The organism is Streptomyces sp. NPDC048275, from assembly GCF_040652275.1.
GTDB lineage: Bacteria > Actinomycetota > Actinomycetes > Streptomycetales > Streptomycetaceae > Streptomyces.
On the sequence record NZ_JBEZLR010000003.1, the window covers coordinates 62859 to 88298 of the forward strand.

The 25440-nt window shown below is 71.5% G+C and carries 20 protein-coding genes and 1 pseudogene; 9 read left to right on the top strand and 12 right to left on the bottom strand.

The genetic code is table 11. The features are described from left to right. Nucleotides 1–102: 102 nt before the first annotated feature. Nucleotides 103–807, top strand: a complete 705-nt coding sequence (locus AB0D57_RS02985; RefSeq protein WP_362066319.1) for a hypothetical protein — start codon at nucleotides 103–105, stop codon at nucleotides 805–807. Nucleotides 808–930: 123 nt separating this feature from the next. Here AB0D57_RS02985 and AB0D57_RS02990 read toward each other — a convergent pair whose 3' ends face one another. Both AB0D57_RS02990 and AB0D57_RS02995 read right to left on the bottom strand, forming a co-directional pair. Next, the gene (locus tag AB0D57_RS02990) at nucleotides 931–1674 is read right to left on the bottom strand and encodes a GNAT family N-acetyltransferase (RefSeq protein WP_362066321.1); all 744 of its coding nucleotides are present in this window, start codon (nucleotides 1672–1674) and stop codon (nucleotides 931–933) included. Nucleotides 1675–1691: 17 nt separating this feature from the next. Continuing rightward, on the bottom strand, nucleotides 1692–2426 hold the full coding sequence (locus AB0D57_RS02995; RefSeq protein ID WP_362066323.1) for an HNH endonuclease family protein: 735 nt from the start codon (nucleotides 2424–2426) through the stop codon (nucleotides 1692–1694). 162 nt (nucleotides 2427–2588) lie between these two features. On the opposite strand from AB0D57_RS02995, the gene AB0D57_RS03000 reads away from it, so the two are divergent. After that, on the top strand, nucleotides 2589–2786 hold the full coding sequence (locus AB0D57_RS03000) for an Rv0909 family putative TA system antitoxin (RefSeq protein ID WP_362066325.1): 198 nt from the start codon (nucleotides 2589–2591) through the stop codon (nucleotides 2784–2786). A gap of 146 nt (nucleotides 2787–2932) precedes the next feature. Here the strand turns inward: AB0D57_RS03000 and AB0D57_RS03005 are convergent, their stop codons facing one another. Beyond that, the gene (locus tag AB0D57_RS03005) at nucleotides 2933–3937 is read right to left on the bottom strand and encodes a hypothetical protein (protein ID WP_362066327.1); all 1005 of its coding nucleotides are present in this window, start codon (nucleotides 3935–3937) and stop codon (nucleotides 2933–2935) included. A 49-nt stretch (nucleotides 3938–3986) separates the two neighbouring features. Continuing rightward, entirely contained in the window at nucleotides 3987–7541 is a 3555-nt protein-coding gene (gene mfd / locus AB0D57_RS03010; RefSeq protein ID WP_362066329.1) for a transcription-repair coupling factor, read from the bottom strand. A gap of 248 nt (nucleotides 7542–7789) precedes the next feature. Here mfd and AB0D57_RS03015 point away from each other — a divergent pair, with 248 nt between their 5' ends. The 3 genes from AB0D57_RS03015 to AB0D57_RS03025 are packed head-to-tail and all read left to right on the top strand — an operon-like array spanning nucleotide 7790 to nucleotide 10319. Continuing rightward, nucleotides 7790–8299 (top strand): SigE family RNA polymerase sigma factor, encoded by a 510-nt coding sequence (locus AB0D57_RS03015; protein ID WP_362066331.1) that lies wholly within the window; start codon nucleotides 7790–7792, stop codon nucleotides 8297–8299. Further along, on the top strand, nucleotides 8292–8864 hold the full coding sequence (locus tag AB0D57_RS03020) for a hypothetical protein (RefSeq protein ID WP_362066333.1): 573 nt from the start codon (nucleotides 8292–8294) through the stop codon (nucleotides 8862–8864). The genes AB0D57_RS03015 and AB0D57_RS03020 overlap by 8 nt, the downstream gene beginning before the upstream one ends. A 57-nt stretch (nucleotides 8865–8921) precedes the next feature. After that, nucleotides 8922–10319, top strand: coding sequence for a DUF2079 domain-containing protein (locus AB0D57_RS03025; RefSeq protein ID WP_362066671.1), 1398 nt, complete (start codon nucleotides 8922–8924; stop codon nucleotides 10317–10319). 70 nt (nucleotides 10320–10389) lie between these two features. Here AB0D57_RS03025 and AB0D57_RS03030 read toward each other — a convergent pair whose 3' ends face one another. After that, complete coding sequence (locus AB0D57_RS03030) at nucleotides 10390–12969, bottom strand: FtsX-like permease family protein (RefSeq protein WP_362066335.1); 2580 nt, start codon at nucleotides 12967–12969, stop codon at nucleotides 10390–10392. Beyond that, on the bottom strand, nucleotides 12966–13754 hold the full coding sequence (locus tag AB0D57_RS03035) for an ABC transporter ATP-binding protein (protein ID WP_362066337.1): 789 nt from the start codon (nucleotides 13752–13754) through the stop codon (nucleotides 12966–12968). The genes AB0D57_RS03030 and AB0D57_RS03035 overlap by 4 nt, the downstream gene beginning before the upstream one ends. 410 nt (nucleotides 13755–14164) lie before the next feature. On the opposite strand from AB0D57_RS03035, the gene AB0D57_RS03040 reads away from it, so the two are divergent. Both AB0D57_RS03040 and AB0D57_RS03045 read left to right on the top strand, forming a co-directional pair. Continuing rightward, nucleotides 14165–15664 carry an MFS transporter gene (locus AB0D57_RS03040; protein WP_362066673.1) on the top strand — a complete coding sequence of 500 codons (1500 nt, stop codon included), beginning with the start codon at nucleotides 14165–14167 and terminating at the stop codon, nucleotides 15662–15664. A gap of 14 nt (nucleotides 15665–15678) precedes the next feature. Further along, complete coding sequence (locus tag AB0D57_RS03045; RefSeq protein WP_362066339.1) at nucleotides 15679–15885, top strand: DUF397 domain-containing protein; 207 nt, start codon at nucleotides 15679–15681, stop codon at nucleotides 15883–15885. Between the two features lie 226 nt (nucleotides 15886–16111). Here AB0D57_RS03045 and AB0D57_RS03050 read toward each other — a convergent pair whose 3' ends face one another. The 5 genes and pseudogenes from AB0D57_RS03050 to AB0D57_RS03070 form a co-directional block, all read right to left on the bottom strand. Continuing rightward, entirely contained in the window at nucleotides 16112–16507 is a 396-nt protein-coding gene (locus AB0D57_RS03050) for a hypothetical protein (RefSeq protein WP_362066341.1), read from the bottom strand. 188 nt (nucleotides 16508–16695) lie between these two features. Further along, a pseudogene (locus tag AB0D57_RS03055) lies at nucleotides 16696–17073 on the bottom strand (transposase family protein); the annotation flags it as partial. Nucleotides 17074–17093: 20 nt separating this feature from the next. Further along, the gene (locus AB0D57_RS03060) at nucleotides 17094–17981 is read right to left on the bottom strand and encodes a cellulose-binding protein (protein WP_362066343.1); all 888 of its coding nucleotides are present in this window, start codon (nucleotides 17979–17981) and stop codon (nucleotides 17094–17096) included. A gap of 200 nt (nucleotides 17982–18181) precedes the next feature. Then, nucleotides 18182–21451, bottom strand: coding sequence for an SUKH-4 family immunity protein (locus AB0D57_RS03065; RefSeq protein ID WP_362066345.1), 3270 nt, complete (start codon nucleotides 21449–21451; stop codon nucleotides 18182–18184). A gap of 7 nt (nucleotides 21452–21458) precedes the next feature. Further along, nucleotides 21459–22463 (bottom strand): SMI1/KNR4 family protein, encoded by a 1005-nt coding sequence (locus AB0D57_RS03070; RefSeq protein WP_362066347.1) that lies wholly within the window; start codon nucleotides 22461–22463, stop codon nucleotides 21459–21461. A 229-nt stretch (nucleotides 22464–22692) separates the two neighbouring features. Between AB0D57_RS03070 and AB0D57_RS03075 the strand changes: the two genes are divergently transcribed. Together AB0D57_RS03075 and AB0D57_RS03080 are read left to right on the top strand one after the other, a co-directional pair. Further along, nucleotides 22693–23211 carry a YwqJ-related putative deaminase gene (locus AB0D57_RS03075; protein ID WP_362066349.1) on the top strand — a complete coding sequence of 173 codons (519 nt, stop codon included), beginning with the start codon at nucleotides 22693–22695 and terminating at the stop codon, nucleotides 23209–23211. Between the two features lie 91 nt (nucleotides 23212–23302). Then, entirely contained in the window at nucleotides 23303–23797 is a 495-nt protein-coding gene (locus AB0D57_RS03080; RefSeq protein WP_362066351.1) for an SUKH-3 domain-containing protein, read from the top strand. 222 nt (nucleotides 23798–24019) lie between these two features. On the opposite strand, the gene AB0D57_RS03085 is transcribed toward AB0D57_RS03080, so the two are convergent. Then, nucleotides 24020–25330, bottom strand: coding sequence for a histidine kinase (locus tag AB0D57_RS03085; RefSeq protein ID WP_362066353.1), 1311 nt, complete (start codon nucleotides 25328–25330; stop codon nucleotides 24020–24022). Nucleotides 25331–25440: the final 110 nt, after the last annotated feature.

Here is a 25440-nt window from a genome sequence, read left to right on the forward strand (position 1 = left end):
CTGTGAACAGTGTTGACTCGGTTCACAAGCTCTGTTGTTATTGACCCACCGAACGAGCAATCGCCGGAAAGAGGCGGTTGCCACCCTGGGGAGGGAACAGTCATGGGCACGAAGGGCAAGGTCGCGCTGGGGGCCGTCGTGGGCATCGTCGTCATCGGTGCGGTGTCGGCCAACGCGGGCAGCGGCGACGGGGGCTCGGGCGACAAGGGCAAGGACACGTCCGCCTCCGCCGAGCGCGAGTCGGGGACTGGTTCCGGGTCCGGGTCCGCAAAGAAAGCGGACTCCAACGCCGAAAAGACCGAGAAGAAGGCCGCGTTCGAGGGGGACGGCGACTTCGAGGTCGGCACGGACATCAAGCCCGGCACCTACCGCACGACGGGCAACACCGACGACATGTGCTACTGGGAGCGCGCCAAGGACTCCTCGGGCGACATGGAATCGATCCTCGCCAACGACAACGTCAGCGGCACCAGTTACGTGACGATCGCGGCGGGCGACAAGCTCTTCAAGTCGAGCGGCTGCAAGGACTGGGAGGCCGTCGACGCCAAGGCGTCCGGTACCCCGGCCACGCAGATGAAGGGCGACGGCGGCATGCACAGAGTCGGCTTCGACATCGCCCCCGGCACCTACAAGTCCACCGGCAACAGCGACGACATGTGCTACTGGGAGCGCGCCAAGGACGCCACCCAGTCGATGGACTCGATCATCGCCAACAACAACGTGACCGGCACGGCCGTCGTCACCATCAGCGCCGGCGACGGCTACTTCAAGACCGTGGGCTGCAAGGACTGGAAGAAGACGGGCTGACGCCACCCGCATTGACGACGACGTCTCACCACGACCATCGGCTCCAGGATGCCCCCGGGCACTGGAGCCGATCGCCGTACGACCGGGCCGGGCTCCGAGTCGAGCCGGTGGCGCAGCACGGACTCAGAGCCGGTGTCGCACCCACACGTTGGGCTCGACGTACACCGCGTAACCGCGCTCGGGTTCGCAGTGCACCGGGCTCAGGGCGCCGGGCACCTCGACGGGGCCCTGCGCAGTGAAGGGCAGGCCGGTCCAGTCGCGCCACTCCTCCACCGAGGCGGCCACGGTCATGGAGGCCGGGGCCACCGCCTCGATGGCGCCGCCCGCACGGACATGGACGCGCAGCCACGGGTCGTACGGCAGGCCGTCGGCGCGCTGCCGGAACGCGTACTCCTCCATCGGTGTCCACGGCTCCAGGTGCTTGGCGCTGGGACGTACGGGGGCGACGACCTCGTCGAAGCCGCGCGCCCGCGCGTTGTCGCGCATCGCGGAGAGCATCCAGGCCGACAGCCCGCTGCCCTGGGCCTGCGGGGCGACGACGATCGAGATGGCGCTCACGGTGTCGGGCGGGGTGCCGCGGCGCAGATCGGCGAACGCCCAGGCCAGTACCTCGTCCCAGCCCCGCGCGGGCAGCTCGCCCCGATCCATCTCCGCGAGGGCGAAGGGGACGCTGTACGCGTGGGCGACCACATGACCGGGCTCGTCCTCGGCGAACAGCACGTATTCCGGCAACTCGGCGGCGATCCGGCCGTAGTGCGCGTCACCCACGGGGTCATGGAGCAGGAACTCGGGCCAGGTGGTGGCCATCCCGACCACCCGGCCGAGCATCTCAGGACGTTCCGCGAGACACGACACCTTCAACTCCATGCCGCACACGATAGGCGTCAGCCCGCATGGAACCGCTCCGGCGCCCGTGTCGGGTTGCCGCCCGAGGGAAGCTTCTGGCCGGGGCAGCCGGAGAGCACCTTCTTCATCGCGGCCTTCTCGCCACGGGTGACCCACAGCCCGTACTTCCTCTTCACGGCCACCTGCGAGGCCACATACGCACAGCGGTACGCCTTGTTGGGCGGAAGCCAGGTCGCCGTGTCACCGTCACCCTTGCTGCGGTTGGTGCTCGAATCGACGGCCAGGAGGTTGAGCGGGTCATTGGCCAGCGCTATCCGCTTGCTCGCGTCCCAGTACTTCGCCCCCTTCTGCCAGGCGTCCGAGAGCGCGACGACGTGATCTATGTCCACCAGGCTGCGGCCCCGCACGAACGTCACGTCCTTGCTGGAGTAGGGGTCCGGGGCGAGCGTTCCGGAGGCGACCTTGCAGGTCCCACCGGTGAACTTCACGTTCTCCAGGTCCCGTTTGAGGATGTCGTCGCGGGTGTCACACCGATTCGAGTCCGTGTCGGCCCAGGCCGTGCCGAACCTCGCCCTGTCGTAGCCCGTCTTGGGCGCGCGCCCCTTGACGGTGAGCGATTCCATGGCGGTGAGGGCGGCGCCGCCGGCCGTCGTCCCCTGCGCACCTTCGGAGCCCTCGAAGCCCTCGGTGTCCTTCGTGCAGCCGCCGGCACCGGCGCCGACGGCGAACAGCACCAGTGCGGCCGCGGCCGCCCCACCCCTCCGACTCACCACGACGTCCCTCCCCTTACCTCCCCGGGTCCGCCCTGTGCGGGCGTGTTTCCCCGGTCCTCACGGTAGTGGCCGGAGGGCGCCGTCCATACCCGCACCCAACGGGCAATAGGTGCACGCCGGGCGTATCGTCGGTGGTGACATACCTCCGGAAGGAGCTCCTGGATGGGCATCTTCGACAAGTTCAAGAGCCACTCGAAGTCCAAGGGCAAGGACATGTCCGACGCCGCGGAACAGGAGATCAACGAGAGGACGGGCGGGAAGTACGCCGACAAGGTCGACGACGCGCAGCAGAGGGCCGAAGGCGCGATGGGCATGGACCGCGACCGGTCCGACCGACCCGACCGGCCCGACCAGCCGTAACCCGGAGCCGCGAACAGCCGTGACCCGGAGACGCACGGAGGGGCGGCCCACCCACACCACGTGAACGCAGAGGCCGTCCGCGCATCGCAATTCCCGCGGGCGGCTTCACGTGTGTTCCGCGCCGGACCATTTCATGGGCCCGCGTGTCACACCTTCCCGATCCCGAGCGTCGTTTCCGAGGGCAGCAGTCCCGAGCCCAGCACCGCGACCCAGAACTCACCGAGCAGTTCGGTGAGGCGGGTGCGGTCGGCCGGGGTGAGGGCGCGCCAGGGGGCTGCGGCCAGTTGGTCCGTGTGGTGTTCGATCTCGGCGCGGAGGGCGCGGCCGGCCGGTGTGGCGGTGCCGGATGCGGTCACGAGGCCGCGCGCGACGAGGCGTTGACGGGCGGCGCTCCACTCCTCCAGGCTCCAGCCGCGGCTCTCGAAGCGCTCGACGGAGGCCGCACCGATCGCCGCGAACGAGACGAGGGCCTCCACCGGGTCGAGCCCGGCGACGAGCAGCGCCGCGAGGTGACCGTCTCCCCGGTGCTCACGCAGGATCGTCGCCGCGTGCCACAACCGCAGGTGTGGAGCATCGGGCCACGCCAACTCCGCGTTGGCCGCGGCCAGGGGACGACCCGCGGTGTTCGCGGCCTCGGCTGCCCGGCGCAGCAGTCCGGCGGCCTCGACCAGCTCGGGGCTCGTCGCCCGGTCGCCGAACATCGCGCGGTACGCCCCGTCGATGCCCCGTTCCCTCGCGCTCAGGACGTCCGCGGGGCTCGCCTTCTGCCACGCGGAGTCCATGTGCTCGGCGACCATCCGCGGGCTGAAGCTGTAGAAGGCGGACGTGACGCGCCCGCTCCCGACCGCCCCCAACGGAGCGGCGCGCAAGGGGAAGTACGTCGGCCAGCGCTCCCCCGTTTCGTACCCGAGCGCGGACGCCTGCGCGAAGACCTCCGGCGCGTAGTAGAGCACCGCGTGCAGAGGCTCCAGCAGGTGCCACAGCCGACGCACTTCGCCCAGCTCGACGACCGCCTCGGTATCGCCGTCCGCCTCGGTACCGCTGCGCGCCTCGGTACCGCTGCGCGCCTCGGTACCGCCGCCCGCCTCGCTACCGCCGTCACCCTGAACCATCTCGTCGACCTCACTGATCCCGCTGACGCTCTTCGACATGGCACACCCGCCCCACCGTTCCCGTCACCGTCGGCCCGACGGCAACCGGCTACGACCCAAGGATCGTCGCCAGGAACTCCCCCGTCCAGCCCAGCAACTCCCGCCCCACCAACGGCTTCCCGCCCACCTTCGCCGTCTTCGGGCGGGGGACCAGGAGCTGGTGGGCGGCCGGCTTGATGACCGTCCCCGGGTAGAGCCGCTTCAGGCGCAGCTCCTGCGACTCCCGCAACTCCACCGGCGCGAAGCGGATGTTGTTGCCCTGGAGCACGATCTCACCGACGCCGCACGCCCGCGCGAGCATCCGCAGGCCCGCCACCAGGAGCAGGTTCTCGACCGGCTCCGGGAGCTTGCCGTAGCGGTCGACGAGTTCCTCCCGTACCGCCTTGACGTCCTCCTCCGTGTTGGCGGAGGCGATGGCGCGGTAGGCCTGCAGGCGCAGCCGCTCGCCGGGGGCGTAGTCGTGCGGGACGTGGGCGTCGACCGGAAGCTCGATCTTGACCTCGAGCGGCGGCTCCTCCTCCACCCCGCCCTCCAGCGACGCCCGGTAGTCGGCGACCGCCTCGCCCACCATGCGCACGTACAGATCGAAGCCGACGCCCGCGATGTGACCCGACTGCTCGCCGCCGAGCAGATTGCCCGCGCCGCGGATCTCCAGGTCCTTCATCGCCACGTACATGCCCGCGCCCATCTCCGTGTGCTGGGCGATGGTCGCGAGCCGCTCGTGAGCGGTCTCGGTCAGGGGCTTCTCCGGCGGGTAGAGGAAGTACGCGTAGCCGCGCTCCCTGCCTCGCCCTACCCGGCCCCGCAGCTGATGCAGCTGCGAGAGGCCGAAGTTGTCGCCGCGCTCCACGATCAGCGTGTTGGCGTTCGAGATGTCGATGCCGGATTCGACGATCGTGGTCGACACGAGCACGTCGAACCTCTTCTCCCAGAAGTCGACGACCACCTGCTCCAGAGCCTGCTCCCCCATCTGGCCGTGCGCCGTCGCGATACGCGCCTCGGGGACGATCTCACGCAGCCGCGCCGCCGCCCGGTCGATGGACTCGACCCGGTTGTGGATGTAGAAGACCTGGCCCTCGCGCAGCAGTTCGCGGCGGACGGCCGCGCCGATCTGCTTCTCCTCGTACGGGCCGACGAAGGTCAGCACCGGGTGCCGCTCCTCCGGCGGGGTGGTGATCGTCGACATCTCGCGGATGCCGGTCACCGCCATCTCGAGCGTCCTGGGGATGGGGGTCGCGGACATCGTCAGCACATCCACGTTCGCCCGCAGCTTCTTCAGCTGCTCCTTGTGCTCGACGCCGAAGCGCTGCTCCTCGTCGACGATGACCAGGCCCAGGTCCTTGAACTTCGTCTCGGAGGAGAACAGGCGGTGGGTGCCGATGACGACGTCCACGGCGCCTTCCCGCAGGCCTTCCAGGACCCCTTTCGCCTCCGTGTCGGTCTGGAATCGGGACAGGGCGCGGACGTTCACCGGGAACTGCGAGTAGCGCTCGCTGAACGTCCCGAAGTGCTGCTGCACCAGCAGCGTGGTCGGCACCAGCACCGCCACCTGCTTGCCGTCCTGCACCGCCTTGAAGGCCGCGCGCACCGCGATCTCCGTCTTGCCGTAGCCCACGTCGCCGCAGATCAGGCGGTCCATCGGGACCGTCTTCTCCATGTCGTCCTTGACCTCGGCGATGGTGGTGAGCTGGTCGGGGGTCTCCGCATACGGGAACGCGTCCTCCAGCTCGCGCTGCCACGGGGTGTCGGAGCCGAACGCGTGTCCGGGGGCCGCCATCCGGGCCGAGTACAGCTTGATCAGATCCGCCGCGATCTCCTTGACCGCTTTCTTGGCGCGCGCCTTGGTCTTCGTCCAGTCGGCGCCGCCGAGGCGGTGCAGGGTCGGGGCCTCGCCGCCCACGTACTTGGTGATCTGTTCCAGCTGGTCGGTGGGGATGTAGAGGCGGTCGCCGGGCTGGCCGCGCTTGGCCGGGGCGTACTCCACCACCAGGTACTCGCGGGTCGCGCCCTGCACGGTCCGCTGCACCATCTCGATGTAGCGGCCGACGCCGTGCTGCTCGTGCACGATGTAGTCGCCCGCTTCGAGGGTCAGCGGATCGATGGTCTTGCGGCGGCGGGCCGGCATGCGCGCGCCGTCCTTGCCGGCCGCCTTCTGGCCGGAGAGGTCGGTCTCCGTCAGGACCGCGAGCTTCAACGAAGCGTCCACGAAGCCGTAGTCGATGGAACCGCACGCCACATGGACGACGGAGGGGCCGATCCCGGCGAGGTCCGCGTCGAGGCGCGCCGCGATGCCCTCGCCGCCCAGCACCTCCACCGTACGGGCGGCCGGGCCGTGCGCCTCGGTGACGTAGACCGTGCGCCAGCCGTCGGCCAGCCAGCCCTTGGTGTCCGCCAGCGCCCTGGCCGTGTCGCCGCGGTAGGTCTCGGGAGCGTGCATGCCGAGCTTCAACGTGTCCGCGCTCCCCGCCGCGTCAGCGGCAGATGCGAACGTCTCGTCCGCCGCGAACGGCGACACCGACCACCACATCATGTCCAGCTCGCGCGCCCGGTCCCGTACGTCCGCGATGGACCACAGGGACGCCGCGCCGACGTCGATCGGGGCCTCGCCGCCCCCGGCCGTCGCCGCCCAGGACGCCTGCAGGAACTCCTGCGAGGTCGCCACCAGGTCCGCGGCCCGCGTCCGCACCCGCTCCGGGTCGCAGACGACGGCCATCGAGCCCTTGGGCAGCACGTCGAGCAGCAGCTCCATGTCGTCGACCAGGACCGGAGCCAGGGATTCCATTCCCTCTACGGCGATCCCCTCGGCGATCTTTCCGAGCAGTTCGCCCAGCTCGGGGTGGGCCTCGGCCAGCCGGGCCGCCCGCTCCCGTACCTCGTCCGTGAGCAGCAGTTCACGGCACGGCGGCGCCCACACTCCGTGCTCGGCGACCTCCAGGGACCGCTGGTCTGCGACCTTGAAGTAACGGATCTCCTCGACGTCGTCGCCCCAGAACTCCACCCGAAGGGGGTGCTCCTCGGTGGGCGGGAACACGTCGAGGATGCCACCGCGGACCGCGAACTCGCCGCGCTTCTCGACCAGCTCGACCCGGGAGTACGCGGCTGCCGCGAGCGCCTCGACGATCGCACCCAGGTCGGCCGTCTGCCCCGTGCGCAACGCCACCGGCTCCAGGTCGCCCAGGCCCTTGACCTGCGGCTGGAGCACGGAGCGTACGGGGGCCACGACGACGGAGACCGGGCCGGTCTCGGGGTCGTCGGGGCGCGGGTGGGCCAGGCGGCGCAGGACGGCGAGGCGGCGGCCGACGGTGTCCGACCGGGGCGACAGCCGCTCGTGCGGGAGCGTCTCCCAGGAGGGGTACTCCGCGACGGTGTCGGGCGGCAGGAGAGACCTGAGCGCCGCGGCCAGGTCCTCGGCCTCGCGGCCCGTCGCCGTCACCGCCAGTACGGTGCGACGCGCCTCGCGGGCCAGCGCCGCCACGGCGAAGGGGCGGGCGGCGGGCGGACCGACCAGGTCGACGTGCATCCGGTTGCCGTCGGTGGCGGCCCTCACCGCCTCCGCGAGGGCGGCGTCCTTGACGACGGCGTCGAGCAGACCGTGCAGGCTCATGAAGGGCTTCCATCCCGGGGAGTGGGCAACGCGAACCGCCCGACACGTGGAACGGGCCGGGGGTTTCCAGCCTACGTCGGCGTCGCGCTCCCTGTGGGGCGCAAGAGGTCTCCCGGTACCGGCCCCGCCCCGGCCGGCCGCCGGAAGCGGCCCGAAGTGACCCACCCCACACTTGGCCTCCGGCTGTAAACCGCACCCCGCGCACCCGGCGTATACCCCTCGACACGTGATCACGTACCGGGAGCCGCATGACCGTCGAGGAGTTCGAGGAGTTCTATGCGCGCTCCCTGCCCCAGCTGGTGGGGCAGCTCTATCTGATGACCGGGGACCTGCACGAGGCGCAGGACGTGGTGCAGGAGGCGTTCGTACGGGCCTGGGGGCGCCGGAGCCGGCTCGACCGCGCGGTCGGACCCGAGGCCTGGATCCGGACCGTCGCCTGGCGGCTCGCCGTCAGCCGGTGGCGCCGTCGGGGCCGCTCCCTGGAGGCATGGCGGCTGCGCGACGGCGGCCTGCGGGACAGCGCGGCCGGGCCGGACCCGGACACGGTCGCGCTGGTGACGGCGCTGCGGCGGCTGTCGGAGCGGCAGCGCCTGGTCGCCGTCCTGCACTACGTCTGCGATCTCACCGTCGAGCAGGTGGCCGCCGAGACCGGCATCGCGCCCGGGACCGTCAAGACCCACCTGTCCCGGGCGAGGGCCGCGCTCGCGCCCCACCTCGACGAGTCAACCAGTGCGTTCGAGGAGGACCACGGTGTCTGAGCCCCCCAAGCAGCCCGCCCACGACGACCGCGACCAGGCCCTCGCGGCCGCGCTCAAGCGGGCCGCCGACACCGGCGTACGCCTGATGGACGCGCCCGCGCCCGTCGCCCGCGTCGAGGCCCTCGGCACCCGGCGCAGACGCCGGACGCTGGCCGCCGCTGCCGCCTGCGTGGTGTGCCTGCTGGGCGGGGCGGCGGCGGTCGCCGCGGTGCGGCTCGGACAGCCCGAACCGCAGCCCGCGGGACCCGTCGTACCGCCGACGCCGGACCCGTACGGCCTGCGCCCGTCGCCCCCACCGACCTCGTCGTCCGCATCTTCGTCCTCGTCCCCGCTCTCCCCGTTCTCCTCACCCACCCCGTCCGGAAGGGCGCGGGTGACGATCCCCTCGGACGACTCCCCCGCCGCGCCGCCCCCCGAGCCCTCGCACAGCGTCCCCACAACACCCTCGGCCATGCTCACGCCCTCCCCCGAGCTGTCGGCCTCCGACCTCCCCGGCAGCCCGACCCCCACCGACCTCGTGGTGCCGATCACCCCCACGGGCTCGGCGTCGGCCGCCTCCCGCTGACACACCCCAAGGACCACCGTGCCCGGAGTTCTCGACAGCCCGCCCAGAACCACCCCCATACCCCCGCCGGTCACGGCCGCCCCCACCCGTGACCGGCGCCCCCGCGACGCCCGGCTCCTGGCCACCGCGCTCTTCACCGCCTACGCCGCCCTCTCCATCGGCCGCTACCGGTATCTCGCGACCCGATCCTGGGACCTCGGCATCTTCGAGCAGGCCGTCCGCGGCTACGCCCACCTGCGGGCACCGATCGTGGACCTCAAGGGACCCGGCACGAACGTCCTCGGCGACCACTTCAGCCCGATCACCGCCCTCCTCGCCCCCGCCTACCGCCTCTTCCCCACCCCGGTCACCCTCCTCGTCGCCCAGGCGGCGCTGCTCGCGCTGTCCGCCGTGCCGGTCACCCGCGCCGCCGCCCGGCTCCTCGGCCGCCGCCGCGGACTCGCGCTCGGCATCGCGTACGGGCTGTCCTGGGGCATACAGCGCGCCGTCGACTTCGACTTCCACGAGATCTGCTTCGCCGTCCCACTGATCGCCTTCGCCCTCGAAGCGGTCCTCGCCCACCGATGGCGCGCGGCCCTGCTGTGGGCGCTCCCCCTGGTGCTCGTCAAGGAGGACCTCGGGCTGACGGTGGCGGCTATCGCCCTGGTCGTCGCGGCGCGGGCGCGCCGCCCGGCCCCGCGTACGGCCGTCCACGCGCTCGGGGCCGCGGCCTTCGGCGTACTCGCCGCAGTGCTCACCTTCACCGTCGTGATCCCGTCCTTCAACACCGCCGGCACATACGACTACTGGGACAAGGCCGACGCCGCGACCGGAGCCTTCCACAGTGCCCTCTTCGACGGCCTCGGTACCAAACTCCGCACCCTCGCCTGGCTGTTGATCCCCACCACCGGCCTGCTCGCCCTGCGCTCCCCGCTGCTCCTGGTCGCCCTGCCGACCCTGGGCTGGCGTTTCGCCGCCTCCGACCCGCACTACTGGGGCACGGACTGGCACTACAGCGCCGTCCTGATGCCGGTCCTCTCACTCGCCCTCGCCGACGCGCTCTCCCACGCCCGGTGGAGCCCGCGCCCATGGATGCGCTCGTACGCGCGCCATCTGCCCTCCGCCGTCGCCGCAGCCGCCCTCGCGCTGACGACCACGCTCCCGCTGTCCATGCTGACCGACCCCGACGCCTACCGGAAGCCCGCCCGGGTGAGCGCCGTCGAGCGGATGCTGGAGCGCGTCCCGGACGGGGCGAGCGTCGAGGCGAACATCGGCCCGAGCAGCCGACTGACCTCGCGCTGCCGGGTCTTCTGGACCGGCGCCACGGGCGGCATCACCCCGGACTTCATCGCCCTCAACACCTCCGACCACTCGATCCGGGACGTCCAGGCGTACGCCCGTCGACTGCACCCGCACGCCGCGTACGACATCACGGGCGCCGCCCACGGCTACGTACTCCTGGAGCGACGCACATGACGTAGGGCCCGGTAGGGGAGGTGATCACCTCCCCTACCGGGCCCGCCCCCACGACCCCCGTGCGCGGTGGCTATTCGGTGGCGATCGCGTTCAGTACGTTCATCCGGCCCGCCCGGAACGCCGGGATCAGGGCGGCGAACAGGCCCACGAACGCGGAGCCGATGAAGACGCCGATGATGGTCGGCCAGGGGATCTCCAGCACCTTCAGCCCCTCCAGGGCGAGCAGCTGCTGGGCGGTGGCGCCCCAGCCCATGCCCAGGCCGAGGCCCAGCAGGGCGCCGAAGAGGGCGATGACGACCGACTCCAGGCGGATCATGCGACGCATCTGACGGCGCGACAGACCGATGGCCCGCATGAGGCCGATCTCCCGGGTCCGCTCGACGACCGACAGGGCCAGGGTGTTCACCACACCCAGGACCGCCACGATGATCGCGAGGGCCAGCAGCCCGTAGATCATGTTCAGGAGCTGGCCGATCTGGTCCTTCAGGGCTTCCTTGTAGTCGGTCTGGTCACGGACGGCGTACTGCGGGTAGTCGTCCAGTGCCGTCTTCAGCGACTTGTACGCGGCCGCCTCCTGGCCGTCCTTCGCCGAGCCGAAGAGCAGGGCGTCGAGCGGCATCTTGTCGGCGGGGACGTACTTGGCCACGGTCGCTATCGACACGTACATCGCGCCCTTGTCGATGACGACGTCGTCGCTGGTGATCGCGCGGACCGTCAGCGCGGCCGTCGTACCGTCCTTGAAGTCGACCTCGACCTTCGAGCCGAGCTCGAGCCCGTGCTCCTTCGCGAAGCCGTCGAAGACCGACATCGAGTCGGGCCGGTAGGCGTCCGCGAGGTTCCCTGCGACCGTCTTGGTGCGCAGGTCCGTCGCGTACGACGGGTCGGCGGCGTTGATGGTCTCGCCCTTGGACGTCTTGCCGTCCGGCGTGGACAGCGCGGCGTCCAGCAGCTTGTACTCGGTGAACCGCTCCATGCCCTCCGCCGACTTCGCGGCCTCGACCGCCTGCGGGGTGATCAGCTGGCCGCTGTCGGACTGGATGATGAAGTCGGTGCCGACGGTTTTGTCCAGCTGGTCCGTCGCCGAGGCGACCATCGAGGAGCCCACCACGGACAGGCAGGCGACGAGCGCGAGACCGATCATCAGGGCCGCCCCCGTGGCACCCGTGCGGCGCGGGTTGCGCAGCGCGTTGCGCTCGGCCATCCGCCCGACCGGGCCGAAGACCCGCAGGAGTACGGCGCTCAGGACGCGGACCACGCCGCCCGCGAGCAGCGGGCCGATGACGACGAAGCCGATCAGGCTCAGCACCACGCCGCCGCCCAGCCACATCGCGCCCTCGCTCGCCTTGTCGGCCGCGGCCGCCAGGTACAGGGCGTAGCCGCCGGCGCCCGTGAGGACGAGCCCCAGCACAGCCCGTACGACACCGGCCTTGGCGTCCGCCGGAGCGCCGGCGTCCCGCAGGGCGGCCATCGGGGAGACCTTGCCCGCGCGGCGGGCGGGCAGGTACGCGGCGAGCACGGTGACCACGACGCCGAGCACCAGGCCGGCCACCGGGGTGGACCAGACGACGGTCAGGTCGTCCGTGGACAGATTCATCCCCATGGAGCTCATGAGCTTCATCAGCCCGATCGCGATCCCCACACCGGCGCCCACGCCGAGCACCGAGCCGAGGACACCGAGCAGCAGCGCCTCGACCAGGACCGAACGGTTGACCTGCCTGCGGCTGGACCCGATGGCCCGCATCAGGCCGATCTCGCGGGTGCGCTGGGCGACCAGCATCGAGAAGGTGTTGATGATGAGGAAGATGCCGACGAGGAAGGCGATCCCGGCGAAACCGAGCATCGCGTACTTCAAGACGCCCATGAGGTCCTGGACGTCCTCGGAGTTGGCGTCCGCGACCTCCTTGGCGGTCTGCACCTTGTAGGCACCGTCGAGGCCGGCCGCGACGTTCTTCTTCAGCTGCGCGTCGCTGACCCCGGCCGCCGCGGTGACGTTGATGTTGGTGTAGACGTCGGACTCGCCGACCAGGGCCTGCTGGGCGGTCTTCGTGTCGAGGTAGAAGATCGCGGCACCGGGGTTGGTGACGGTGAAGTCCGCGATGCCGGAGATCTTCGCCTTGTGCGTACCGACCGCCGTGATGACACCGATCTCGTCACCGAGCTTGAGGTCGTGCTTGTCGGCGGTGTCCGCGTCGACCATGATCTGGTCCGGGCCGCGCGGCGCGTTCCCGGAGGAGATCTTCATCGTCCGGGCGTCGTTGGTGTTCCAGTTGCCGACGATGGTCGGGGCGCCGCTGGTGGGCGAGAGGCTGTCCTTGTCGGCGTCGATGACGGTCACCGAGGTCGTAAAGACGGTGCCCTCGGCCGACTTGACCCCGTCGGCCCCCTGCACCCGGCCGAGCACGGAGGCGGGCATGACCGGCGGCTTGCCGTTGTCGGCCTGCGTCTCACCGGTGTCCGACGCGTCCTTCGTGCTGACCGTGACGTCGGACGAGGTGGCGGCGAAGAGCTTGTCGAACGTCGTGTTCATGGTGTCCGTGAACACCAGCGTGCCGCAGACGAAGGCCACCGACAGCATCACCGCCACCGCCGACAGAGCCATCCGCCCCTTGTGCGCGAAGAAGTTGCGCATCGAGGTCTTCAGGACGGTCATGACGTACGCCCCCGGGCGTCGAAGTCCTTCATGCGGTCCAGGACCTGATCGGCCGTCGGCTGGTACATCTCGTCGACGATCCGGCCGTCGGCGAGATACAGCACACGGTCCGCGTACGAGGCGGCGTTCGGGTCGTGCGTGACCATCACGATGGTCTGCCCGAGGTCGGTCACGGACCGCCGCAGGAAGCCCAACACCTCGGCGCCCGCTCGGGAGTCCAGGTTTCCGGTCGGCTCGTCACCGAAGATGATCTCGGGCCGAGCCGCCAACGCCCGTGCCACGGCGACACGTTGCTGCTGTCCGCCGGAGAGCTGGTTCGGCCGGTGCTTGAGCCGGTCGGCGAGGCCGACGGTCTCGACGACCTGGGCCAGCCATCCCTTGTCCGGCTTCCGCCCGGCGATGTCCATCGGCAGCGTGATGTTCTCTATGGCGTTCAGCGTCGGCAGCAGGTTGAACGCCTGGAAGATGAAGCCGATCCGGTCCCGGCGCAGCTGCGTGAGCTTCTTGTCCTTGAGGCCGGTGATCTCGGTCTCGTCGAGGTGGATCTGACCGCTCGTCACGGTGTCGAGCCCGGCGAGGCAGTGCATCAGCGTGGACTTGCCGGACCCGGAGGGGCCCATGATCGCGGTGAACTGGCCCCGCGCGATGTCCACGTCGATGTGGTCGAGGGCGACGACGCGGGTCTCACCGGACCCGTACGCCTTCACGACCTGCCGCGCCCGCGCGGCAACGGCCGTACGCCCTCCAGTGCCCCCGTGCCTGGGAATGGTCACAGCCGATGTCACGGTATGTCTCCTATGCCGGTTGATGGCTTGTGCGTGCGCTTCTGCATCTACTTCCGCGTGCTTGGCTACGCCGATAAGTCTGGCGTCGGGGGGTGCTCCGGCGCGCTGGTGCTCAGCGCAGTCTTTTGCTGGGGAAAACCCCACCCCCGCGGCGTAAAGCCAGGTTAAGGAGGGCGACCACCCCGTCTCCTCCTCCGGCGGTACGACCCCTCCCCGAGCCCTAGTACGGAGGAACCCCTAGGGGATCTCCACCCTTGGGTGGACCCCGCCTCGGGGCCACCTCCACCCGCAAGCCCAGCCAGCGTCGCCCCTCCCGCGACGTGAGGGTCAAGTGGGAGGCTGTCGTGCGGCAGATAGGTGCATGGGGAAGGAATCCAGTGGGTCAGAGAGACAGCCAGGAAGACACCGAGATACCGGCCGCACAGGAGGACGCGCTCACCACGAAGCGCACCGACATCCGACGACGCCGTGCCGTCGTCGCCGCACTCATGCTCTCCATGGCGCTGGCCGCGCTCGACTCCACCATCGTGTCGACGGCCGTACCGCAGATCGTCGGCGACCTCGGCGGCTTCTCGGTCTTCTCCTGGCTGTTCTCGGGATACCTACTGGCCGTGACGGTCACACTCCCGGTGTACGGCAAGCTCTCCGACACCTTCGGCCGCAAACCGGTCCTCGTCACGGGCGCGGTCCTCTTCCTCCTCGGCTCCCTCCTCTGCGCCACCGCCTGGAACATGGCCGCGCTCATCGCCTTCCGCATCGTCCAGGGCCTGGGCGGCGGCGCCCTCCAGGGCACGGTGCAGACACTCGCCGCCGACCTCTACCCGCTCAAGGAACGCCCGAAGATCCAGGCCAAGCTGTCCACCGTGTGGGCGACTTCGGCGATCGCGGGCCCGGCACTCGGCGGGGTCCTGGCGGCGTACGCCGACTGGCGCTGGATCTTCCTGATCAACCTGCCGATCGGCGCGCTGGCACTGTGGCTGATCGTCCGCCACCTGCACGAGCCCCGGCGCGAACCGGGCCCCAGGCCCCGCATCGACTGGGCGGGCGCGCTCGCCGTGTTCGCCTGCGGCGGTGTCCTGCTGACCGCGCTGGTGCAGGGCGGGGTGGCGTGGGAATGGCTCTCCGCCCCCTCCCTCGCCCTGTTCGGTACGGGACTCGCGCTGGTCGGCGTCGTGGTGGTGATCGAGCGCCGGGCGGCCGAGCCGATCATCCCCGGGTGGGTGTGGCGGCGCCGCACGATCGCGGCGGTGAACCTGGCGCTGGGCGCGCTGGGCCTGTTGATGGTCGCCCCCACTGTCTTCCTCCCCACCTACGCGCAGGCGGTCCTCGGACTGGCCCCCGTCGCCGCCGGGTTCGTCCTCTCCGTATGGACGCTGAGCTGGCCGGTGTCGGCGGCGCTCAGCCAGCACGTCTACCGCCGGATCGGCTTCCGCAACACCGCACTGTTCGGCATCGGCACGGCGACCCTGATCCTGCTGGCCTTCCCGTTCCTCCCCTACCCGGGCTCCCCCTGGCAACCGGCCCTGCTGATGCTGTTGCTGGGCGGCGCCCTCGGCCTCTTCCAACTCCCCCTGATCATCGGCGTCCAGTCGACCGTCGACTGGGACGAACGCGGCACGGCGACGGCGTCGATCCTCTTCTGCCGCCAGACCGGCCAGACGGTGGGCGCGACACTGTTCGGCGCGGTCGCCAACGGGGTGCTGGCCGCGCGGCTCGGCGGCGCCGGGGACCTGGACGCGGTGACCCAAACGCTGGACACGGGCACGCCGACCGAGCATGTACGGCACGCGGTCGCCGACGCCGTCCACGCCGTGTACCTGGGCGCGGCCGGCGCCGCCGCGCTCGCCTTCCTGGCCCTGCTGCTCGTGGCACCGCGACGCTTTCCAGTGCTCGACAGCCCTGGGGACTGAGGAACTGGCGAGTGGTGAGCGCTGACGCCTCGGTGCTGCCCGCCTGGCGCAAGTCGAGCTACAGCGGCGGCAGCAGCAGCGGCAGCCTCGAAGTGAACAACGCGGCTCGCCCCACCCACGTCCCCGTCCACGACGGCAAGAACCCCACCGGTCCCGCCCTCGTCTTCTCGGCGCCCGCCTGGACTGCGTTCGTCACCGCGCTCACCGCAACCACGCGCTAAGCCCATCTTGCGGGTCAGCTGCACGCCGGTTGGGACTGGGGGTTGGCGCTGTGGGCGCCTGTTGGTGAGGTTGCCGTTGGGCCGCCCGCTTCTTGGTCAGTGTCGTGCTTCCGCGAGCCGTGTCAAGGGTCGGCCGCAGACCGATCGGCGGGCCCCCGCACCGCGGTGAACGCCGAGGGGCCAGGCCACCGTGTGCGGTGGCCTGGCCCCTCGGGGACCACTTCCCTCAGCGGTCGGCGCGCATCGCCTCGAGCACGTTTTGCGCCGCCGCCACGACGGCCGGCCACCGGGGCGACGCCAGATAGACCTCGTCGCCCACGTCGCCGAGTTCGTCGATGAGCCTCCCCAGTACCTCGGCCAGTTCACGGGCGGCGCGCACCTCGCGCGCGGACGCCAGTACCTCCCCGACCGGCGGCTCCGGGTCGTCCAAGACTCGTGTGTCGTCGAAGAGCACATGCACGACCAGGTCGAAGTCGTCCACCTCGTCGTCCGCCCTGGGCCTACGGTCCCGCCAGACCCGCTGTTGGTAGTCCGGGTCAGCGAGGGACTCCAACGCCGCTACTACGTTGATCCGAGCGTTCGGGAACTCCACGTCGCTCGCCATCAGGTGGGGCTGTCCCATTTCTCCCACTTCAGCCATTCATCGAGAGGGATGTGTGCCATGTAGGCGTTGTGGTCGTTCCCCTTGCTTTTACCAACCACGGGTTTGCCGTCGCGGCCGATGATATTTCCCCCCGAGTTGACGACGACATGGTCGACCTGCTGATACTCCTGGGAGTTGTCCAGGTTTCCCTTGAGCCTTTTCCAACCTCAGGCCGAGGCGTGGTGAAGGACGACGACGGCCTTCACAATGTCGGTGATCCGGTTGGTGCTGCAGCGGAGCTTCCGAAGGAGACGCCAGCCCTTGAGGGTGGCCATGGCCTGCTCGCCGAGGCACCGGATCTTGGCGTGGGTGCTGTTGTGACGGCGCCTCCATCTCTTGAGGCGGCGGCCCCGGAACGGAACCCGGACGGGTCCGCCGGCTCCTTGATAAGCCTTGTCTGCCCAGCATTTGAGCCCGGCCGCGGTGAGGGCCTCGATGATTCTGTGCTGTCGGGCGGCCGTCAGGTCGTGAGTCGAGCCGGGCAGAGCTGGCGAGGCCCGGAGCAGCCGTCCGAACGGATCGGTGAGGACCTGCACGTTCATGCCGGGCGACGGTGAGTGTGACGTCACTCCACCGGGGCGCGCCCCGTCAGGGTCGTGAGCCTCGTGCGTACGTGGTCCATGTGCTCCTGTACGTCGTCCCACCGCTCCCCGTGTTCGCGCAGCACCCGCTCGGTCTCGCGGGCGATGCGGTCCTCACGGACGCGAGCCTCGGCAAGCACCTCCGCGGCACGGGCCGCCGCGTCCTCCTGCCCGTGCCGGGTCGCTTCCTCGACCTCGGCGAAGGCGCGCTTGGCCTCGGCGAGGGCGGTATCGGCGTGCGCCGCGCGCTCCACGTGATGCGCGTCGAGCGCCGCCTCCCGCTCGAGCGCCGCGCGCTCCTCCTCTTCCCAGCGCTCGGCATGCTCCTTCTCCTGCTCGGCGAGGAGCCCTTCCGTGCGCTGCCGCACCTCGCGCAGCGCGGCCAGCGCCTCCCCGCGGTTCTCCTTGATGTCGCGGCGGGCCGAGATCCGCATCTCGTCGGCCTCGGCGCGGGCGGCGAGGAGCCGCTGACGGGCGCGTTCCTCGGCCTCGGCGCGCACTTCGTCGGCGTAGGCCTGGGCGGCCTCGCACATCTGGTGCCCCGCGGCCCGGGCCTCGTCGACGACGCGTCGGGCCTCGCGGCGCGCGGTGTCCCGTACGGACGCGGCCTCCTCCTCGCCGAGTTCGAAGAGCCGGCGGGCGCGCTCGCCGAGCGTCTCGTACGTCTGCGGGGCGAGCCGCGTCACGACCTCGCGCAGCCGCTGCACCTCCGCGTCCATCTCCTTGGCCAAAACGGTCAGCCGGGCCGCCCGTTCCCAGGCGGCGTCGCGGTCCCGCGAGAGGGCCGCGGCGTACGCGTCGGCCTGCTCGGGACGGTAACCGCGTCCCCGTACGGCCACGAAGCCGTGCGGGGACACCGGTGCGTTGCTCATCCTCGAACCCCTCTTCGACATGCTCGACATGCTTCGACATGCGACGTACAACATGATTTGGCGCACATCTTGGCGGATCGGACTGAAGTGTTCATAACGCGACACTCCGCCCATTCGTTCAGTCGACGTTGGGACACAAAAGGACCGGGCCCGGTCGATTGACCAGGCCCGGCCCTTTCGCAGTCAGATTTACCGTCGGATCAGAGCAGTCCGTCCCACATCTGTTCCAGCAGCACCGACCACCAGCTTTCCGGGGAGCCGAGCGCCGCCGCGTCGAGGGAGGCGAGCTGCGCCTGGAAGTCGACGGTCCAGCGGCCCGCCTGCTCCTGGTTCAGCCCGTAGCGCAGCCTCCACATCCGGCCGAGCAGGGCCAGGCAGCGGGCGAACTCGGGCAGGCTCGAGTTGACGAACTGCGGCGGCACCACGGCACCGCCGGGACCCGCCTCCACCGGCACGGCCACGATGTTCGCCGTGCCGTACTGGACACAGATCGCCTTGCCGAAGTCGCTGCCCATGACGAGGTACGAGCCCGCGTCGGGGGCGGGCTTCACCCCGCGCTCCTGCGCCAGTTCGGCGAGCGTCGGGACCGGGCGGCCCGGCTGGGCCTGCGCCCAGAAGAACGGGCCCATGTCCACCGGGAGCCCGGCCACCACCAGGGTGTGCGCCACGATGTTGGGCACCCCCTGCCGGGAGACCGCGCCCTGGTCGAACCGGAACAGGCCCGGCCCGAACGCCGCCGCCAACTCCTGCCCGATCGCCTCCGGCGGGATCGGCGGCGCCGGCTGCACCGGCGGAATCGGCGCACGCACCGGCGCCGGGCGTGCCGGGCCGTCCGCCACCTGGTGCAACTCGCCCTGATGCTCGAGGAGTTGGCGCATTCCCTGCTGCCGGCTCGCCTGATCCGTGCCGTACGGCGCGATGCTCGTGATCCGCGCCTGCGGCCACGTCTCCCGGATCATCCGCGCGCAGTACGCACCCGGCAGCTCGCACGACTCCAACTCCGTGTGCAGCTCCAGCACTTGCTGCGGCGGCACGTTCATCGCGCGCAGCTCGTGCAGGATCTGCCACTCCGGGTGCGGGGCGCCCGGCGCCGAACGCCGGATCAGCTGCTGCTCCGAGCCGTCCTGCGCGCGGTAGCGCAGTACGGCCTGGTAGCCGGGGCCGACGGTCGGCTGACCGGTCGGGGGGTAACCGTACGCCGGGGGCTGCGAGCCGGGGGGCATGGGCTGACCCGGGGGCATGGGCTGGCCGGAGGGCATGGGCTGGCCCGGCATCGGCGGCTGACCCGGCATCGGCTGCGGGGCGCCATGGGGGGCACCGGGGGCCTGTGGGGGCAGCGGTGCGCCGGGGGCGCCGACCGGCGGGCCGGACAGCATCGTCGCGGCGTGATGGACACCAGGGGGAGGCGGCGTGCCCGGAGCACCGGGCGCGCCGGGGGGCTTGGGGGCGCCCGGAATTCCCGGGGCCGCCGGGGGCTGGGGTGCGCCGGGGCCGCCGACCGGCGGGCCGGACAGCACCGTCGCGGCGTGATGGACACCAGGGGGAGGCGGCGTGCCCGGAGAGTTCGGGGCGCCGGGTGCGCCAGGCCCACCAGGCGCTGCCGGACTCTCGGGCCCGTCCGAACCGAGCTGCGAGACGAACTGCGTCGGTACGTACCCGCCCGCCGGGGTGCCCGGAGCACCGGGCCCGGACGACGGAGGCGTACTCCCCGGCCGCACACCCGGCACGCCCGGGGCGCTCGGCGGAGGCGGCGCGCTCGGGCCACCGCCCCGCGCGCCCCGCGGAGGCGCCTGCGCCTTGCTCGTCGCGGCGTCGGCGATGTCACCGGCGTTCGGGGGCAGCCGTCGCGGGGGCGCCCCGGGGGCACTCGAACCTGCGGGCGGCTGCGGGGAGTTCGGAACGCCACCCGGCCCCTGCGGGTAGCCGTACCCGGACGCACCCGGAGGAGGCGTGCTCTGCGGACCGACGGGAGCAGGAGTACCCGGGAACGGAGGCGGAGTCGCGGAAGCGCCACCGGGCCCCTGCGGGAACCCATACGCAGGCGCACCGGGAGGCGGAGTACCCGGCACACCGGGCGGCGGAGCCGCGGGAACACCGCCCGGACCCTGCGGAAAGCCATAACCCGACGCACCCGAAACAGCCGCACCCTGCGGGCCAGCAGGAGCAGGAGCGCCCGGGGGCGGAGGCGGAGCCGCGGGAACACCGCCCGGACCCTGCGGAAAGCCGTAACCCGACGCACCCGAAACAGGCGCACCCTGCGGGCCAGCAGGAGCAGGAGCGCCCGGGGGCGGAGGCGGAGCCGCGGGAACACCGCCCGGACCCTGCGGGAAGCCGTAACCCGACGCACCCGAAACAGCCGCACCCTGCGGGCCGTTGGGAGCAGGAGCAGCGGAGGGCGGAGTGCCGGGCGCGCCCGGACCCTGCGGGTAGCCGTACGACGGTGGGCCCTGGGGGGCGCCGGGGCCCCGCGGCGGGGCCGCGGGCGGCGCGACGGGAGTCTGCGGTGCGCCGGGGCCGGCTGCGGCCGCATCCTGCGGGAAGCCGGACCGGGGTGCCGGGGCGGCGTCGTCGATCGCGGGAGTCTGCGCCGTGCGCGGGAGTTGGCTGCCGCCGGACATCAGGGCCGTCTTGGCGTCCGGGATCGCACCCGGCGGCGTACCGTCGTCGTCCACGTCGGTCAGCGGCGGCGCGAACACCGTCGCCGGAAGCGGTACGGAACGGTCCTCGCCCGCGTCCGCGGTGATGTCCGTCCCCGCCCACGGCGTCACATCGCTCGGCACGCCCGGCGCTCCTACGACGTCCTGCGGACCCGAGTCCTGTTCGTCACCGGCCGCGGCAGGCCACGGTGTGGCTCCGCCGGGAACCGCGGGCGGAGGCGTGGTGTGCGACCCCGACGACGGAGCCGTCGAACCGCCCCTCCCGGAAACCCCGTTGGCGGAGCCGCCGCCCAGGGAAGCCGGACCGGCGGCCCCAGCCGCTGTAGCCCCAGCCGGAGCCGGGCGAATCCAACCCCCGTCGGACGGCGTCGCGCCGGGCCCCGGACCACCGGACGTACCACCGGGCGGACCGCCGGACGCCCCCGCCCGCCGGTCCGGAATCCCCAGCTTGTCCGCGGCCTCCTGCAACCACTCCGGAGGGGTCAGCAAGAAGGACGTCTGGTTCAGGTCGACCCGAGCCTGAGGCGCCGGCGCCGGTTCCGGGGACGTGTCCCGGACCCCGTACTCCTCCTCGTACCGGCGAATCACCTCACCCACCGGCAGCCCGGGCCAGAGCGTCGCCTCGCCGCTGTCCCGCGCGATGACGAGCCGCTGCGCGCCCCCGTCGGAACGCGGGCCGTCGGCGCGGTCCTCCGCCCAGACGACGAAGCCGAGTTCGAACTCCCTCACCCGCACCTCACGGTGCTGGTATCCGGCCACATCGCCGTTGATCCACTCTTCCGCGCGCTCCTGCGCCTGCGCGAAGGTCACCATCGGACGTTCACTCCCCCACCGAAGACGCCGAAGACATCGGAGAGACGGGCACGGCACGCGCGAAACCGCCGTCCACCATCAGGTTCGCCACCGTCTCCAGCTCCGGCGGATTGCCCGCCAGCCGGGACAGGAACTGGTCGAAGTCGGCGCCGCAGGGCAGCAACAGCCGCTGCACCCGCTCGGCCGGCGGCCAGGCATCCTGGTCACGGGCGTCGTCGTACGCGCAGAACCAGACCGACCCGATCGCGTCGCCCTTCACCTTCACGGCGAGCAGACCGCCCTGCACGAACCCGACACACAGGTAATCCTTGGTCAGATGGTCGCGCAGACACTTGTTGATGTAGACGAGATCGTTGACGGCGGCCTCTTCACGCACCGTGAAGAACGGCTGGTCGACCAGGAGTCCGAGCTCCGCGTCGAGCGCGGCACCGATCGGCGCGCAGCCGCCGGCCGCCTTGAGGAAGGACCGGTACGCACCCGGAAGGCGGTAGCCGAGGTCCTCCTCCACACCCTGCACCTGCTGCTCGGTCACCGCGACCGACGACTTCGGCAGCCCGAAGTGCGCGGGCCGCGTCTCCTGCAACGGCCGCGTCCCCCGCTTGTTCTGGTCGACGGCAGCCGTCGCTATACCGCCGTGATGCCGCAGCAGCGCCTTGACCTCGACCGGAACGAGCTCCAGCCGCCGGGTGCCCGGCACGTGGTGCCAGGTCCAGCCGTGCGGAGTCGTCACCGGCGGGATCGTGTCCCACAGGTCATGGCCGGACGCGGCGAGCGCGGCGTTCGCGGAAACGTAGTCCGTGAGCCGCAGTTCGTCCACGCCGAAGCCGTCCGGGGGCTCGGCAATCTCCGCGGCACCGCGCGCGTACGCCGAGAAGTCGGGGTAGCCGTGCGCGTCGACCCGTACGCCCCTGGGATGGCGAGCCGCCCGGACCGGGTCCGGGAAGTGCACGACCTGCCCGGCGTAGGCCGCGTTCGGCGGCGCGGCTTGCTGCCCGAGCCGACCTGTCCTCATGGCGGTTGCCCCCTGCGGCGTTCTCAATAGCTGTATGGATCGCGGATGTCGACAGCCTATGCGGTTGGAAGACACCGGTCACCGGGCCTCCGGTTCCGTGACCTGCCGTCACCCGGCCGTGACGGTGCGACTAAGCCCGGGCGTGTCGCACCGCCCCAGCTTCCGCATCCGCCACGCCATTTGGCAGTCTGTCTCCGCACCGGGGGATGCACGGGAGGGAAGAACGATCATGAACGCGACGCATACAGAGACACATACAGGCACGTCCGGGGACCCGCGCGTCGGCTGGAGCAGCGCCGAGGCGCCCCACGCCCCCACCCTCCTGCACCGTCGCGACGGCATACTTCCCACCGTCGCCGCCGCTCTCTCCGTACGCGGCGCGACCCTCACCGGCACGGCGGCGCGCGGCGACCAGCCCCCCGCCCTCCACCCCCTCGTACAGGACTTCCTCGACACCCTCACCAGCGCCCAGCGCGACCGCTTCACCGGCCGCTGCGCGGAGGCGATCCTCATCTCCCGGCACATCGCCTCCATCGACGCCACCCGCAGCAAACGCGCCGCGCGCAAGCCGATGACCAACGGCGAGGCCCGCAGAGCGCTCAAACAGGCCAAGCTCACCGCCCGCCGCATCCGCGAGGACGGCGACCCGCTGCACGGCAGCTTCGCCGCACCCTGCCGCGCCTGCGTGGCACTCAGCGACCACTTCGGCGTCCTCGTCGTCGACCCGGCCGAGACACCCGGCGTCTGAACTCCCCCACCCCTCAGCCTGACTCGCTCACTACGGTGACAGCGCCGGGCCAGGTCTCTCAACTCCATGTCACTCGACGATCGAAGGGCAGATGCACCCCGACCGCACCTCCACCACACGCTTCTCCGTCCCCGTGGACGCCGCGCTGCGCTCCGCGGGCTGGCAGCCCGGGCGCTGGGACATACAGCAGGCCGAGTACTGGGCCGACGCGCTGCGGGAACACGAGTCACCCGCGGGGCACCGGCACGTCGTGTTCCCCGCGGCGGTGGAGGCGTGGGCCGAGTTCGGCGGGTTGCTCGTCGCGGCGACGGGGCCGGGGCGGCAGCTCGCGCCGGCCGCGCTCCACTTCGACCCGCTGCACGGTCTGCACATGGCCCGCACCCTCGGTGACCTCGGGCGCGCCCTGGACACCGAGGTCTGCCCGCTGGGCGAGGAGTCCGACTCGCGGGCGTTGCTGGCCATCGATGCGGAGGGGCGCGTTTATACGCTGGATCACACCGGGGACTGGTATCTGGGGTCGGACATCGACTCGGCGCTGACGACGTTGCTGTCGGGGATCGAGCCGGTGCGTCTCACGGCTGGGTGAGTCTCGCCCCCGCCGCCCCTACCCGTCCCATCCCTGGGGCCCGCGGCGGAGCCGCTGATGGATGCAGCGCCCCCAGACCCCCGCCAGGTATCCCAGCCCGTCCGGCGTTTGAGGACGAGGCCGTCCAGGCCGAAGCGGGGGTCTGGGGGCGGCAGCCCCCAGGAACGGGATGGGACGGGTAGGGGCGGCGGGGGCGAAGAAAAGGCCCGGCCCCCACCCCGCTCACGCCTGCGCCGGAATCACCGCCGACACCCGGAACCCACCCGCGTCCGTGGGCCCGGACACAAAAACGCCCCCCAGCGCGGCCACCCGCTCCTTCATGCCCAGCAGCCCGTTGCCGCCGCTGGGCAGATGCACATCGGACGCCGAACCCGGCTCGGGCGGGGACTCGTTCTCGACCTGCATCGCGATCTCCGCGACCCGGTGCGCGAGCCGCACATGCGTCTTCGCTCCGGCCGCGTGCTTGTGCACGTTGGTCAGCGCTTCCTGGACGACCCGGTACGCCGTCTGCTCGATCTCCGGCGCGTACATCCGCACATCACCGTCCACCGACAGCTCGACCACCATCCCCGCCGCCGCCGACTGCCCGACAAGCTCGTCCAGCTCGGCGAGGCTGGGCCCGTCCGCCGGATCCTCGGCCGCCCGCGACGCCGCGGCGGCCGCGGCCACACCCACGGCGGCCAGCGGCACCGGCTGCACCCGCACGGCCCGCCCCTCCCCCGTCCGCAGCACTCCCAGCATCTCGCGCAGCTCGGTCAGTGCCTGGCGGCCCATGTCCCCCACCAGCGCCGCGTTCTTCACGGCCTTCTCGGGATCCTTCCGGGCCACCGCCTGAAGAGCCGCCGCATGCACGACCATCAACGACACCCGGTGCGCGACCACGTCATGCATCTCTCGAGCGATCCTCGTCCGCTCCTCGTTCCGCGCCCACTCCGCCCGCTCCTCGGCCCGCTCGGCGAGCAACTGCAACTCCCGCTCCAACGAGTCCGCCCGCTCCCGCAGGCTCTCCATCAGCCGCCGCCGCGCCCCCACGTACAGCCCGAGCAGGACGGGCGGAGCGGTCATGCCGATGGCGGTCGTGATGGAGGCGAAGGGGACCAACCAGTCCCCCATCGGCACGTCCCCGCGCACCACTCCCTGATGCGCCCGCACGAACGTCACGATGAGCATCCCGGCGAAGGACATCCCCGCGAGCGCCCCGATGATCCGCCGCGGCAGCTCGGACGCGGCGAGCGTGTACAGCCCGACGAGCCCCATCACGAAGCCCATCTGAGCAGGGGTGATGGCGATCGACACCAGTACGACGGCGATCGGCCAGCGCCGCCGCAACAGCAGCGCGGACCCGGCGAACAGCCCGAACCCCATCCCCACCGGAACCGGCAGCCCCGCGTCCTGCGCGAACCGGATCCCCTCCGTCGCGCACTCGGTCGCCGACACCAGTGCGAGGCTCGCGTCGAGTACCGCGCCGCGCCGCCTGACCCACCACCACGGCCCGATCCCGGCCGCGATGTGCTCTTCCCCCGTCGTGGTCATGCCTCCAGCCTACGGTCGCCGGCCGCCCCATTTCCGGTGAGTTTCGGGTACTGGCCTACACCACACCCTGCCATCGAACAGAAGCGAAACCTGCCGATATCCCTCGAACT